Annotated in this window: 14 protein-coding genes and 1 pseudogene; 2 read left to right on the forward strand and 13 right to left on the reverse strand. The window is 54.2% G+C overall.

Going from position 1 to position 13,745, the window contains the following annotated elements; all coding sequences use genetic code 11:
• From CPT76_RS21050 to CPT76_RS21070, 5 genes are all read right to left on the reverse strand, one after another.
• The coding region (locus CPT76_RS21050; RefSeq protein WP_146116379.1) for a response regulator at positions 1-795 on the reverse strand (795 nt) is incomplete at its 3' end.
• Between the two features lie 13 nt (positions 796-808).
• Positions 809-2,560: a sensor histidine kinase gene (locus CPT76_RS21055; RefSeq protein WP_105444354.1), complete on the reverse strand. Its 1,752-nt coding sequence runs from the start codon at positions 2,558-2,560 to the stop codon at positions 809-811.
• Between the two features lie 371 nt (positions 2,561-2,931).
• Complete coding sequence (gene nadE / locus CPT76_RS21060; RefSeq protein ID WP_076175883.1) at positions 2,932-3,741, reverse strand: ammonia-dependent NAD(+) synthetase; 810 nt, start codon at positions 3,739-3,741, stop codon at positions 2,932-2,934.
• Positions 3,742-3,858: 117 nt separating this feature from the next.
• Positions 3,859-4,293: a BrxA/BrxB family bacilliredoxin gene (locus tag CPT76_RS21065; protein WP_105444355.1), complete on the reverse strand. Its 435-nt coding sequence runs from the start codon at positions 4,291-4,293 to the stop codon at positions 3,859-3,861.
• A 121-nt stretch (positions 4,294-4,414) separates the two neighbouring features.
• The gene (locus CPT76_RS21070) at positions 4,415-6,010 is read right to left on the reverse strand and encodes an ATP-binding protein (protein WP_234489984.1); all 1,596 of its coding nucleotides are present in this window, start codon (positions 6,008-6,010) and stop codon (positions 4,415-4,417) included.
• 392 nt (positions 6,011-6,402) lie between these two features.
• On the opposite strand from CPT76_RS21070, the gene CPT76_RS21075 reads away from it, so the two are divergent.
• Together CPT76_RS21075 and CPT76_RS21080 are read left to right on the forward strand one after the other, a co-directional pair.
• Positions 6,403-7,665 carry a BaiN/RdsA family NAD(P)/FAD-dependent oxidoreductase gene (locus tag CPT76_RS21075; RefSeq protein WP_105444356.1) on the forward strand — a complete coding sequence of 421 codons (1,263 nt, stop codon included), beginning with the start codon at positions 6,403-6,405 and terminating at the stop codon, positions 7,663-7,665.
• Between the two features lie 24 nt (positions 7,666-7,689).
• Positions 7,690-8,769, forward strand: a complete 1,080-nt coding sequence (locus tag CPT76_RS21080; RefSeq protein ID WP_105444357.1) for an NAD(P)H-dependent flavin oxidoreductase — start codon at positions 7,690-7,692, stop codon at positions 8,767-8,769.
• Positions 8,770-8,930: 161 nt separating this feature from the next.
• On the opposite strand, the gene CPT76_RS21085 is transcribed toward CPT76_RS21080, so the two are convergent.
• The 8 genes and pseudogenes from CPT76_RS21085 to CPT76_RS42230 all read right to left on the reverse strand — a co-directional run.
• On the reverse strand, positions 8,931-9,677 hold the full coding sequence (locus CPT76_RS21085; protein ID WP_105444358.1) for an SDR family NAD(P)-dependent oxidoreductase: 747 nt from the start codon (positions 9,675-9,677) through the stop codon (positions 8,931-8,933).
• A 166-nt stretch (positions 9,678-9,843) separates the two neighbouring features.
• Positions 9,844-10,434 (reverse strand): Crp/Fnr family transcriptional regulator, encoded by a 591-nt coding sequence (locus CPT76_RS21090; RefSeq protein ID WP_308737650.1) that lies wholly within the window; start codon positions 10,432-10,434, stop codon positions 9,844-9,846.
• Entirely contained in the window at positions 10,425-10,547 is a 123-nt protein-coding gene (locus tag CPT76_RS40230; protein WP_258168714.1) for a hypothetical protein, read from the reverse strand. Before CPT76_RS40230 ends, CPT76_RS21090 begins: the two co-directional genes overlap by 10 nt.
• Positions 10,548-10,722: 175 nt before the next feature.
• Complete coding sequence (locus CPT76_RS21095; protein WP_105444359.1) at positions 10,723-11,154, reverse strand: hypothetical protein; 432 nt, start codon at positions 11,152-11,154, stop codon at positions 10,723-10,725.
• An 8-nt stretch (positions 11,155-11,162) separates the two neighbouring features.
• The gene (locus tag CPT76_RS21100) at positions 11,163-11,492 is read right to left on the reverse strand and encodes an ABC transporter permease (protein ID WP_105444360.1); all 330 of its coding nucleotides are present in this window, start codon (positions 11,490-11,492) and stop codon (positions 11,163-11,165) included.
• Positions 11,493-11,586: 94 nt separating this feature from the next.
• Positions 11,587-12,297: an ABC transporter ATP-binding protein gene (locus CPT76_RS21105; protein ID WP_105444361.1), complete on the reverse strand. Its 711-nt coding sequence runs from the start codon at positions 12,295-12,297 to the stop codon at positions 11,587-11,589.
• Positions 12,298-12,476: 179 nt separating this feature from the next.
• Positions 12,477-13,052 carry a S66 peptidase family protein gene (locus CPT76_RS42225; RefSeq protein ID WP_374954703.1) on the reverse strand — a complete coding sequence of 192 codons (576 nt, stop codon included), beginning with the start codon at positions 13,050-13,052 and terminating at the stop codon, positions 12,477-12,479.
• A 108-nt stretch (positions 13,053-13,160) separates the two neighbouring features.
• Positions 13,161-13,471: pseudogene (locus tag CPT76_RS42230) on the reverse strand (LD-carboxypeptidase); the annotation flags it as partial.
• Positions 13,472-13,745 lie beyond the last annotated feature (274 nt).

A 13,745-nucleotide genomic window follows, 5' to 3' on the forward strand; every position in this document is an offset into this window, starting at 1 on the left:
CAAGCCCGTGAAGCTTCGCTTGGCGGCGCTTCTCAAATCCGGCAGCAGCTCAATGCCCTCCCGGTAAGAGGTTTTCAGCGCGGCCGCCAGCACCAGACAGTCATAGGGGCGCCTTGCAGACCCCACACATGGAACGCCTACCGCAAGCGTCTCCTCTGCGATGTTGCCCACTGCGTACTCCATCAGCGCCATCGAATGGTGGTCGTAATGGGCAAACTGCCGTCCGAGCTGGACGAGCAGCAGCACGGCGGGTTCGCCGACCTGCAGCGGAATTTCGTACTGGGCCAGCTTGTCTGCCACGGTCCGGTGCGACCAGGTCCGGCCCAGCACCAAATCGTGCATCAGGCTTGCTTTCAGCACACCGGAATCCGATTTGATGGCGTACATTAACTGATGCACCTTTTCCGCCGCCTCCCACTCGTCCTTCAAAGATTCGATCGCATTGGACAGACTGAGAATAAACTCCTCGTCGTTCACGGGCTTTAGAATATAATCAAACGCCTGCAGCTGCAGTGCCTTCTTGGCATATTGAAAGTCCGAATAGCCGGTCAGCACCATGCAGCGGATATGCGGCCAGTCCTGCTGAATCCGCTCAATCAGCTGCAGGCCGTCGGTTTCCGGCATTCGAATATCCGATACGACGATATCGATGGACTGCTCGGACAGAACGGCCAGAGCCGCCTCGGCCGAGTCGGCTTGATAAACCTTGGCAATCCCCAAGTCGTCCCACGGGATCGTGGCTTTAATGCTTTCGGTGACATAGGATTCGTCATCCACCAGTAAAATTTCAATCATTCTATGTTCCCCCTTACCTGCTGCCCGTTCGGATTAACGTATGCTCAATGGGCCAGTGCAGCTCTACCCGGACGCCGCCCAGACCGGACTTTGCGAAGCGGAGCCCCGCGGTGTCGCCGTAATGGATCAGCATGCGCTGCCGCACGTTCCATAGCCCGCAGCCCATATCCTGGCTCATCGGCAGGGTCAGGGAACGGCGCAGCTCGTCTATCTGCTCTTCCGTCATGCCGCGGCCGCCGTCTTCGACGATGATCCGCATTTCGCCGGGACCGACTTCACCGGCGATCCGCACACTGCCTGCGCCGGACTTCGGCTCGATTCCATGCAGCACCGCATTCTCCACCAGCGGCTGGACGACCAGCAGCGGTACTTCCCATTTGCGCATCACCTCAGGGATATCGACAGCAAATTCGAGCTGAGGCTTGCGCATCTTCTGGATCTCCAAATAGCTGCGGACAAAGTCCAGCTCTTCCTGCAGCGGGACGACATCCCTCTCCTGCCGTGTCGTGTAACGGTAATAGTTCGACAGGTTGTGGGCCATCGCCACCACGGCCTTCATGTTCCCGAGCTTCGCCATGCTGGAAATGAAGGAAAAGCAGTTGTAGAAAAAATGCGGGTTGATCTGCGATTGCAGCTGCTTCAGCCGCGCCTCCCTGACGTGGATCCGCTCCATATACACGTTCTCGAACAGCTCCTGAATCTGCCCGACCATCGAGTTAAAGCGCTGGAACACGAAGCCGAATTCATTGTTGCCCTTAGCCTCCAGCCGGACGGAATAATCCTCGTGCTGCAGCTTCTTGAACGCCAAAACGAGCCGCTTCACCGGAACCTGGACCTGGGCATACAGCATATAAGCTGCCAGACAGCTGAGCAGCAGCGTCAAGCCGACGGAAACATAAAACAGCCGGTTCGACTGCTCGATCGGCGCAACGATTTCCTTCAGCGGTACGTAGTCGATCAGGTACCAGCCGGTAGTGTCCGAAGCGGCGATATTGACCAGATAAGTCTCGCCGTCCAGCTCGAGCCTCCGGTTCTCCGCCTTCTTCAGCGGCTCCTGCCGAAGCTGCCGCAGGATGGAGTCTGTCAGCGGCCGATCCGCCGACCGGTTATAGATCACGCCCATGTCCGGCCTGTAGTAGATCGGGTCGCGCCGCCCGTCGCTTTTGAACTTGTCCAGCATGTTCTGGATATTGCTGCTGTCAAACTGCAGCTCGATGATCAGATTGGCGTCTTCGGGATGGCTGAAAGAAGAATACGGATACGCCGTGAACAAGGAGAACGAATAATACGCCTCGTCTCCTTCCCCCATCTTTTTCACCTGCCAGCCGGGCCTCATCCGCTTCTTCAAATCGTCGTTATCGTACGATTCCACGTCGTTGTCCGACACCATCCGCCCCAGCGACGGGGAAAAAATGTAGAGCTTCGTTTTCCAGTCCGACGAGCTTTCCTGAATGTTCAGCTTCGTCTGGATCCGTTTCACCAGGTTAATCATGTCGAGATTGAAATACTCACTGTTCAAAAAAACGTCCTTAAATCCGAAAATATCGGGATCCTGGATCAGGAGGGTCGGCCACAAGGAAAAGCGTTCGATGTTCGTGTTGACCTGCGTCTGGAAAAAGTTCAGCTGGTTGGCGCTCGATTGGCTGAGCTCCGTCCCCAGCACTTCCGTGCTCGTACGGTTGGAATAGAAGTAAAGGCCCACGATCGGGACAAGCATCATGACGAGCAAAAGCACCATTTTACGGAATAATGTATTTCTGGGCACGGCAGTTCACACCTTACGCATATTTTTAAAGTGATGGATCAGCAAGACGTATGTCTTTGTCAGAACATGTCTAAAAGCATCATCATTATACTGGAAACGGATGCATGCGAGTAGCGTTCTTTTCTCCACAGAAGAAGCGCCCCTGCCTTAGTTGAATCCGCCATAGAATACACGAGCAAAAGACAGGATGAACCGCAGAGCCGTTCTCTTATTATTGTAGGGAGCCTACTCCGCCCCGGAAATGGTTCATTCTTCAACAATTCAGCACTTTTTGCAACCAAACGAGCTTAGAAGGCATAGCTATACCCGATATGAGGGCAAAAAAAAGCAGGCCGTTATTTGCGGCCTGCCCTTGATTCCCCGGAGTCAGCTTAGATGCCTGGAATCGAATTACGTTTATGTGCGGTACGCTTATAGTAGCTCTCCAGGCGCTCCTTCGCCTGCGGGCTCACTTCCTTGCCTTCCAGATAGTCGCTGTTCTCGTCATAGGTAATGCCGAGCTCGCCTTCGTCCGTCTGGCCTTCCCACAAACCGGCGGTAGGCGCCTTATCCAGAATCGCCTGCGGCACGCCAAGGTAGCCGGCCAACTGGCGGACCTGACGCTTGTTAAGCGTGCTGAGCGGCGTAATGTCCACCGCGCCGTCGCCCCACTTCGTGTAGAAGCCGGTGATGGCTTCGGAAGCATGGTCCGTTCCCACGACGAGCAGGTTCAGGTCAAAAGCCAGCGCATACTGCATCACCATACGAGTTCTCGCCTTGATGTTCCCTTTACCCTGCGGGGTCAGGTGGCGGTGGATGCCAATTTGCTTGAGCCCATGCTCCGCTTCCAAGGCAATTTCGCCGACGGCATCCTCGATATTGGTCTCGGCCTTATATTTCAGGTTAAAAGCTTCCGCCACCGCATAGCTGTGCTCGATATCCTCCTGAACCGCATAGGGCTGGAACACGCCGAGCGTCATATATTCCTTGCCTTCCTCCTCGCTGAGCTCGTCGGTCGCCCGTTTGCACAGGCCGGTCGCCACGGCGCTGTCGATCCCCCCGCTGATGGCGATGAGCAGTCCCTTCGCCCCCGCGCTCTTCACATAGGATTTCAGGAAATCCACCCTTTTCCGGACTTCGCTCTCCACATCGATCGCCGGCTTCACGCCAAGGGCCGCAATAATTTCTTCCTGCAAACTCACGATAAGCACCTCTCTTGAACAGAATAGTCGATTAAATACCGGTGTGATTTCAAACACAAAAGCCCCGTACGTATCGGATGTCCGAGTACCCGGGGCATTATGTACGAGGTGCGCCGATTAACGGCACACCCGGTCAAACGCTTCGATGAGATCTTCGGCAATTTCTTGAGCCGAACGGTCTTCGATTTGGTGACGCTCAATAAAATGAACAAGCTCCCCGTCCTTCATCAGGGCGATGGATGGAGAAGACGGCGGATACGGAGCGAAATACTCGCGTGCTTTCGCGGTCGCTTCTTTATCCTGTCCGGCAAATACCGTAAACAGATTGTCAGGCACGATGTCATGCTGCAAAGCCTGAGCTACGCCGGGACGGCATTGGCCGGCGGCACAGCCGCACACCGAGTTAACGACAACCAGCGTGGTGCCTGGCGCGTCCGGAAGGTGAGTCTCCACTTCTTCCGCGGTTCTAAGTTCTTTAATGCCGAGGCGCGTCAGTTCGTCACGCATCGGTTGAATCATATCCTTCATATATCTGTCAAAAGACATGGCCATTCCCTATCACTCCTTGGATACAAAATATCAATGGACAAGCTCATAACAACATCCGCTGTTAATACTCCTATTATACATCCATAAGGGTCGAAATCAAGAGAAGCAGCGGCCTTGCGGGCTGTCAGATCATTCCCGCCCACGAATCCGTAACCGGGAACTGAATGGTGAAAGCCGTCCCCTTTCCCTCCTCCGATTCTACCGATATTTTGCCGTGATGGCGCTCCACGATGCTGAGACAGAGGGCAAGACCGAGCCCGGTTCCTTTGGCTTTCGTCGTAAAAAACGGCTCGAACAGCCGCTCCTGCCTGCTCTTGGCGATCCCCATCCCCGTATCCTTGATGATCAGCTCCACAAAGGAGTCGTTCAGCCTCGTCTCGATCGTCAGCTGCCCTTTTTCCTCCATGGCTTCCATGCCGTTGCGCGACAGGTTCAGTACCAGCTGCTTGATTTCCTTGGCGTTCAGGCTCAGCTCCGGGACCTTCTCGTCCAGGATCAGCTCGATCGTCTGTCCGCGCAGATTCGCATCCGCCCACAACAGCGGGCTTAAATCGCTGATGATCGTATGCAGATGCCATTGTTCTTTCTCAGCGATACGGTTCTGGGCAAGGGATAAAAAGTCGTTGATAATACCGTTCGCCCGATCCAGTTCCTCCATGACGATCCGGTAGTAATGGTCGAGTGCTTCCGGGCTCTTCTCCTTCATCAGCTGTAGGAAGCCCCGGACGACGGCCATGGGATTGCGTATTTCATGCGTGATGCTGGCCGCCATCTGACCGACAAGGCTGAGTCTTTCCACATTCTCCAGCTCGCTTCGCAGCCTCGCCAGCTCGGTCACGTCCTGAAAAGCGAGGACCGCTCCGATAATGGCACCTGTATGTGTATTCGTTAATGGTGATGTGCTTATGTAGTAGTTATGCGTTCCGATGCGGATCAGCTCATTGCCCAGTTTCTTGCCCTGAAGCGCCTGAACGATCCGGTAGTTGATGTAGTCTTGACCCATAATATCCACGAACATCGTGACAGGGTAGCCGAGCACGTCCTGCTTAGTAAGGTCGGGGTCCTTCGTCTTGACCAGGTTCATCATCGTGTCGTTGATGCTTGTGATATTGCCGGCATGATCGACCGAAACCATCGAAATGGGCGTGGCATCGATGACCTGCTGCAGCTTCTCCTCTTCCCTGAGATATTTCTCAGAGATGCCCATAACCTGCTCCTTCAGCCGCAGCTTCTCCAGAGCAAATTCAATCATATACACCAGGGTACCCCCGGTGAACATACTGGTTAATATATAGAAGAGAACGATCAGCACCAGCCCTGTATCGGTTAAATTCAGGTTGGGAGATTCGATAATCGGGGCGGCCGTGATCAATAGCATCGCAGGCATAAGGCACAGCCACAGCTTGTTGATCTTCTCCGTGAGCGGCCCTTTCCGGAATTTTGGGGACAGCCAAATCAGAAGAGGATATAGCGGTAATCCGGTATGCAGAAACAAACCGAGAACCGTCCAATTGGGATTAAAGATGAAGTCGCACAGAAGGCACAGCCCCGCCAGAGGCAGACCTGTCTTATAACCTCCATACAGCATCCCGATAAACAGCGGCAAAATGCCCAGGTTTAATGGAATGTAGTTAAAAATGGAGGAGGAAAACATCGAGCAGAGCAAAATCGTCAGAGCGCTGGACAAAATAATGACAAGATCAAAATCCATGGCTTCCATTCGCTTTCTACGCCTAAAAACCCGGACATATTTGTCCAGTCCCATTGGGAAGAGAAAAGCGAAGGAACCGGCCATAAGTACCTGTGTTATAATGTTTTTCAGTGCATAAATAATCGCCAATCCCTCCTCCCCGCCAGGGCAGGTATGTGTAGTTCCCAATACGAATCATTAGATTATTAGCTGGTTCTTCTTGCCGTTCGAGTGAAAGCGATTCATTACAGGTTTAACGGACTACAAGGAATAGGAAGATGTACCGCTGTTTTATGATGAAAGACGATTTCCTTTTGATTAAATCACAGCCAACACGATATTACAATATATCCTGATATATCCTAAAAAAGGACACACGAAACAGAAAAAGAGACTGTCGTAAAAATAAAGGAGAATACCTAGTGAAACGATATGATGTAATCGTTGCCGGAGGCGGATCAGCGGGTCTAATGGCATGTGTCTCGGCCGCCCGGCATGGGGCATCTGTCCTGCTTTTGGACAAAGGAAATAAACTTGGCCGCAAGCTCGGCATTTCCGGAGGCGGCCGCTGCAACGTAACCAATGCCAAAGAAACCGATGACCTGATCGCCCATATCCCGGGCAACGGCCGCTTTTTGTACAGCGCGTTCCAGCATTTTAACAACCGGGACATTATGAACTTTTTTGAAGGGCTCGGCATTGCCCTGAAGGAAGAGGACAACGGGCGGATGTTTCCGGTATCCGACAAGGCCGCCAGCGTCGTGGGCGCTCTCATTCAGGAGGTGAAGAGACTCGGCGTGGAGATCAAAACGGACAGTCCGATTGCGGAGGTGCTCTACGAGGATGGAAGAACGGCAGGCGTTCGTCTGAAGTCCGGGCATATTTTCAGAGCCCCCAGCGTCATTGTCGCGACCGGCGGCAAATCCGTGCCCCATACCGGATCCACCGGTGACGGTTACCCTTGGGCAGAGGCTGCCGGCCACACGATTACAGAGCTGTACCCTACCGAAGTCCCGATCGTTTCCCATGAAAAGTGGATCCAGTCCAAGGAGCTTCAGGGACTCTCCCTGCGGGACGTAGAGCTCTCCGTGTGGAATCCCAAAGGTAAAAAAGTGATCGGGCACCGCGGGGATATGATCTTTACCCATTTCGGCGTATCCGGTCCGATCGCCCTGCGATGCAGCCAATTTCTGCGGCAGGTCAAAAATAAGTTTCATACGCCTGATGTCGAAATGGCCATCGACCTGTTCCCGGATTTGGACGTTTCGTCGCTCGACCAGCTGCTGAGGGACAAACTCGCGTCCGAGCCGAAAAAGGCGATCCGTAACGTCCTCAAGGGCCAGGTCCCCGATCGGCTGCTTCCGCTGCTGTTCGATACATCCCAGCTGGACGGGGACGCGACCTACGCCCATCTGCCCAAACAGCAGTGGGGGGATTTTGTCGCCTGCCTGAAGCAGTTCCGTTTCCGCGCGGTCGGCACCAAATCGATCGAGGAGGCGTTTGTCACCGGCGGAGGTGTCAACCTGAAGGAGATCAACCCGAAGACGATGGAATCGAAGCTGATGCCGGGGCTGTTTTTCTGCGGCGAAGTGCTCGACATTCACGGATACACCGGCGGCTACAACATTACGGCCGCCTTCTCGACCGGCTATACCGCTGGAATGCACGCAGCGGGGTACCATTAAAAATCCAATTTCGAGGTGATCGGTATGAGGATGGAGCTGAACAATGATCTTTGCCGGCAATTCGGCATTCGTTACCCTATTTTTCAGGCGGGCATGGCCGGCGGTCCCACGACGCCTGAGCTCGTGGCCGCCGTATCGAATGCAGGCGGTCTCGGTACTCTGGGGGCGGCCTACATGGAGCCTGCGGCGATCCGCGCAGCGATCGCAGACATCCGCGGGCGGACAAGCGCCCCGTTTGCGGTCAATCTGTTCACCGTCCCGATGGAAGACGACAATCGCCGGACCGCCGAGGTCCAGCGTGTTCTCGACTCCATCCGGGACGATCTGGGATTGCCGCCCGCCCCGCCCCAGGCCGTCCAAACGCCGGATCACTTGGAGCGGCAGTTCGCCGAAGTGCTCGATGCCGGCGTTCCCGTGATCAGCACCGCTTTTGGCGTGCTGTCCCCGCGGCATATGGAGCTGGCCAAGACGGCCGGCATGAAGGTAGTCGCCATGGCGACTACCGTGGAGGAGGCGCTGGAAGCCGAGCACGCCGGCTGCGATGCGGTCGTCGCCCAGGGAAGCGAGGCCGGCGGCCACCGCGGCACGTTCAACGTCGATTCTCACCCCATGGGGGCGAACATCGGCACCTTTGCCCTCGTGCCGCAGATCGCCGACCGGGTGTCCATCCCGGTCATCGCCGCCGGCGGCATCATGGACGGGCGCGGCATGGTCGCCGCCATGGTTCTGGGAGCGCAGGCGGTCCAAATGGGCACCCGTTTCCTGACGGCGGCCGAATCCGGTGCGCATCCCGCCTATCAGGCGGCGCTGCTTGCCAGCACCGAAGAGAGCACGGTGCTGACCAAGGCCTTCTCGGGCCGGCCCGCCCGGGGCATCGCCAACGCCTTCGTCCGGGAGTGGAACCAGAGCGGCGTAGAGCCGCTGCCTTTCCCGACGCAGAACACGGCGACCCGTGATATTCGTAACGCGGCCGCCCGGCAGAATCAAGCCGGCTACATGTCGCTGTGGGCCGGGCAGGCGACAAGAATGCTGAAAGCGGGCCAGAGCGCCGCAGATATCGTGGAGGAAACCGTCCGGCAAGCGCTCGAAATATTGGAATCTTAGCTCCTACGCGATTAGTACCATTGTGATGCAATGATGTGACGTTATGCTTTCCTACCAAAAAAAACGCCTGGATCTAAGATCCGGCGTTTTTTTGATTATACAATGTATAGCTACCCCACACGCGTACTTTCTTCCAGGAATGTACTTCGATAAGCATTTGGTCAGACTTGAGCCATACCGCCATCTACAAACAATTCGACGCCGTTCACATAGCTGCTTTCCTCCGAGGCCAGAAACATCACCGCGCTGGCAATCTCCTCCGTCTTGCCCAAACGACTTAGCGGAACGACATTCTTCGCCGATTCAAGGACTTGATCCAGCGCCTCGCCAAACAGATCATTATAAGCTGGCGTGTGGACCATGCCAGGGCTCACTACATTAAGTCGTATCCCTGTGCCTTTCAAATCCATTATCCAGCTCCTCGCCATCTGACGGAGAGCCGCCTTGGTCCCTCCATAGACACTAAACGCTGCTTCGCCAATCGTACCCGCCGTCGAGCCGGTTAAAATGATATTTCCTGTCATATTTGGAAACAGCGGCAAAGCTTTTTGGATGGTGAACAAGGTACCCTTTACGTTCACGTTGAAGGTTGTGTCGTACTGCTCTTCCGTAATCTGACCCAAGGGCAGAAAGCTGCCAAGTCCAGCGTTTGCGAATAGAATATCCAGATGTCCTTTCTCCTGCTTTACCGTATCAAACAGTTTATCTAAGTCCTTCAAATTAGAAATGTCACCTTGAACGCCGGTAACCCGGTCACCGATCAATTTTACTGCCGCGTCCAGCTCGCTTTGTCTACGGCCGGTAATGAATACGTAGGCTCCTTCCGAAACGAATCGTTGTGCCGTCGCAAGTCCGATCCCGCTTGTTCCTCCGGTGACAACTGCTACCTTTCCTTCAAATTTCCCCATGTCTATATGCCTCCCATGAAATTAATGTGCTGACTACTCCTATAAGTTTCATATTTTGCAGTCAATCCTTTACGGCATTTATCATAACGCTAGATGAATAATTCGACAGTAATGTAGATTACGTCGAAAAGCATATAGTCGAAGGGAAATTCATACAGTCATGAAATCAAGCCAGTTCTTTCATCGCTTTTTCGATATGAATCATGACCATTCTACGGCTGGTAACGATTATACCTTCATTGGATAGTTCCTGTAGGGTAAGCGATACCGCTTCTCTTGTGGCACCGATCATATTGGCCAATTCTTGATGAGTCAGGGGAATATCGATTTTTCGGTATCCATTTTCCTCTATGCCGAACTTTTTAGATAGACGGTTGAGAAAATAAAGCACTTTACCACGCAGATCCCTAAAAACCAATTTTTCCACCAATTCATCCTGATCTCGCAGGCGTTTGCTTATTTCCGATAAAAATCGTAAAGACAATTCAGAATACTTGCCTAAAAGCGGTTCGAATTGTTCAGCCGGAATCGAAAAAACAATCGAGTCTTCCATCGTCTCCACATAAGTCCCACTTGTGCCCAATGAAAATGTTTCAACTTCGCCAAACATGCCGCCTTCGCTTAGGATGCAGACCGTATGTTGTTTCCCGGCCGAATTGGTTTTGTATATGCGAAGTTTACCGGCGACTACGAAAAAAAAGCCATTCCTTTCATTATTGGGCGTCTGAAGGATAGAGTTTTTTGAAATTATACGTATTTGATCTTGTTACCGTGTTCGATTTCACGGATAATTTCTGCCGGAAGCGATTCAAATATCTTTATTTTTGGCAACAATGATGTTATGTCTTCCATCGCCTCATCATGTAACATGTTGCCCCTCCTTTCAATCTTGCTAGTGACAACCGCTCCACTCTCCACGATAATCGTTCCTCGTGTTACATGGCCCTATAGCGGAGTGTTACATTCATCATAAACCACCATAATTTCCTCTTTTGTAATCCAGATTACAAAGCTTTTCGCTGAGTATCCAAAGACAAATAAGAACCTATATCCCCACAAGTTTGCTTGCACACACCGATACGATGTTAGATCCGAATGCTTCTTTTCTTATATTTTTCTCATCATTAACATCTGAAGAAGGATGACCGTGACCCAAGTCCGCCCAGGGCAGCATCGTAACAAAGCCTTCCTTCATAAAGGCCGCTGCATTCAAATACAGCCAGTAAGCCAGCAGCAAATGAAGCGCGGCGTAGACCAGAATCTTCACCCCGGGGGGCAGCGTCAACAGGATGGCCGCGCTGAGCGACATGACCTGCGCATATCCTGTAAGCTGCTTCGTCTGGCGCACATATGCCTTTACGCATGCCCCGGCCAGGCGATGAACCGGCGTTGACGATCGGAACAGACGCTGGGACCGGCGGAAAATCCATGGGCTGCTGCGAATTTTCCGCGGCTTGTCCATGGCGCTGCTCAGCACGAGTCCGGTCAGCTTGGTCCGCTGAACCAGCTCTTCCTAAGGACGTCGGCCTCGCGGATCATGAGGAACATTTTGCCCGCCGATAGCCACAATAACAGAAATACAGGAATTACACCGAATATCATATGGCCGCTCCACTGCGGGAGCGGCTCCTTCCATAAACCATAATACAACCTTCCCCCCAGCAGCGCGCCCGGAATCAGCATATACAGGAGCACCGTCCAATCCGCCACCGACCGGATGACGGCCATGGTTTCCTTCCAATGGGTCCGGAGCCGGTGCCAGAACAATCCCCCGGGGGTTCGGTAGGCATAACCGGTATTGCTTGAGTCCGCCATGTCCATCTCCTTTCCATGATGCCAGCCTGTCTGCTGAGAAACACCAGGCTTCTCTCGTTCCTCCCAAGGCCTGAACTAGTCGAATTATCTGGCCTCAGGTCAAAGCATCAAAGCAATCGAACAGCGAAGCGTCAGCCAGCCCGGCCGTTCTGCGGATATCCGTCAAATCCCCCTTGGCCACCATTCGTCCGCCGGAGATCATAACGAACGAATCGCAGATCCGCTCGGCCGTATCCAGCACATGGGTGGACATCAACACGCCCGCGCCCCTCGCCCGCTCCTCTTCCAAGAGCCGCAGGAAATCCTTGGTCGCACGCGGATCCAATCCGATGAAGGGCTCGTCCACGATATAAATATCGGGTTCCGCCAGAAATCCGAGCATCAGCATCATTTTCTGCTTCATTCCTTTGGAAAAACCAGCCGGGAGCTGATGCTTCACCCCGCTCATGCCAAACTGGGCCAGCAGCTCCTCTGCATGGCGGACAAAAGCTTCGTATTCCAATTCATAAGCGGCCGCAGCCAAATCGAGGTGCTCCCAAAGGGTCAAGTCGTCGTAAAATACCGGCTGTTCGGGGATATAGGCGTACCGCCCGCTTTCCCCTCCGATCGTTACGGACGCCTTGGAGTACTTCAGCAGACCGAGCAGCGTCTTCAGTGTCGTGCTTTTGCCGGCACCGTTCGGACCGATGACGCCCAGCAGCTCGCCGGGCGCCACTTGAAAAGAAACGTCCCAAATGCGCGGCTGACCTTCTTCATATCCCGCTTCCTCGATATGCACATCGAGCACAGGCAGCAAAGGCTCCATGATCCACCTCCAGCAAAAATAATCCGTTTCAGCCATAGAGCTTATGTATATCAACAAAGGCCACCAAAACCATATGGATCGGAACGGCTGCGTCCCGACCCTGCATAATTTAACTATATGAAAAGTTCATCCGATAATCCATACGTCCCGGGACTGAAAACGATCTACAGCCGGCGGGCTTATTTAAAATACTGAACCAGCGTTCCGCCGCCGCCATCCGCCTTCACTTCGGCATAAGCGCCGTTCACCAGCGTCATTTGCGGCGGCACGTGGCCGCAGTCGATATCGTAAATGACCGGTACGCCCAATTCTTCCGACAGCTCCTGATACACATCCTCCACCGTGTATCCCTCCATTGGACGGTTTGCCGCACTCCGGCCGAACAACAGCCCGGAGCAGCCTTCGAACCAGCCGGCATACTTCATCTGAACAAGGGACCTGCGGAGATCGGCCGTGCTCAGCTCGCAGTTCTCCAAATACCAGAGGAGAGGCTCGCCCGGAATATGGCGCTCCCGGAATGCTGCCACATCTCCGTAAGGCGTGCCGATCAAATGGCGGATAACGTCGACGCATCCCCCAAGCAGCCGTCCCTGCAGCGACTCCGGCCCACCCGAAACCGTCTTCCACACCGTCGGCTCCGTCAGATGGAAAACGCACGGGCTCGGATCGTCGTGCCGCCACTCCTTCTGATAATTAGCCGATGCCTGCTGCGCAATCCGATCGCCCGGCTCGGCCGTCAGCACGGTCTCCCACATAGCCGAAGTATCATCCGAATATGCCCCCCGCAGATCGACGAAATTGAGCCCGTGAGCGGTGGCGATTCCCGTCTTTAAGGTGATGGCCAGAAGAAGAACGCTGAGGTCCGAATAGCCGAGAATCCATTTCCGCGGCATGCGGTCAAAGTCCACCCGATCCAACATTTCGATGAGCAGTTCCCCGCCCACGGAGGAATGATCGCACCGATTCGGGGATCCCCAAGCATCTCGTTCAGCTCCTCGGCCCGAACCTTGGCCGGCGCGGACTTGGCCTTGTGCTGCGTCCAGACCGTCTCGCCGACCCGGACCCGATAGCCCCTCTCCTCCATACGGCTGACGGCCGTGCGGAACATGTCGTGCAAACCAGGCTCTATGCCCGAGGAGGGAGCCGTCACACCGACGACAGCCCCTTTTTCCATTCGCGGATATTGAATCACTGCCGCATCCCTCCCGCAAGATTTCCCCCTATCTTACTAGAAAAGGACGGCTGGAACAATGACGATGTTACGGTATTGGCGAGCCCAGGGATTCCAAAAAAACAGGATTCTCCGGACATCGAAGAATCCTTGCTGCGGCAGCAACGCTATGAGGTTTTANCCATTCGCGCCTTCCCGCGCTCTTTCATCTCTTCCTCCGGACCGGCCGAAGGAACCGTATTTCGCAGTCCGAGCACGATCAGAAGGCTTACGACAG

Source organism: Paenibacillus sp. AR247, assembly GCF_002968895.1.
Classification (GTDB): domain Bacteria; phylum Bacillota; class Bacilli; order Paenibacillales; family Paenibacillaceae; genus Paenibacillus_AQ; species Paenibacillus_AQ favisporus.

Bases quoted from the DNA above. Each gene is read 5' to 3' on its own strand.
- CPT76_RS21065 (WP_105444355.1), bottom strand. From the start codon at position 4,293: ATGGCCATGTCTTTTGACAGATATATGAAGGATATGATTCAACCGATG.
- CPT76_RS21070 (WP_234489984.1), bottom strand. From the start codon at position 6,010: ATGGAAGCCATGGATTTTGATCTTGTCATTATTTTGTCCAGCGCTCTG.
- CPT76_RS21080 (WP_105444357.1), top strand. From the start codon at position 7,690: ATGAGGATGGAGCTGAACAATGATCTTTGCCGGCAATTCGGCATTCGT.
- CPT76_RS21085 (WP_105444358.1), bottom strand. From the start codon at position 9,677: ATGGGGAAATTTGAAGGAAAGGTAGCAGTTGTCACCGGAGGAACAAGC.
- CPT76_RS40230 (WP_258168714.1), bottom strand. From the start codon at position 10,547: ATGTTACATGATGAGGCGATGGAAGACATAACATCATTGTTGCCAAAA.
- CPT76_RS21100 (WP_105444360.1), bottom strand. From the start codon at position 11,492: ATGGCGGACTCAAGCAATACCGGTTATGCCTACCGAACCCCCGGGGGA.
- CPT76_RS21105 (WP_105444361.1), bottom strand. From the start codon at position 12,297: ATGGAGCCTTTGCTGCCTGTGCTCGATGTGCATATCGAGGAAGCGGGA.
- CPT76_RS42225 (WP_374954703.1), bottom strand. From the start codon at position 13,052: ATGTGGGAGACCGTGCTGACGGCCGAGCCGGGCGATCGGATTGCGCAG.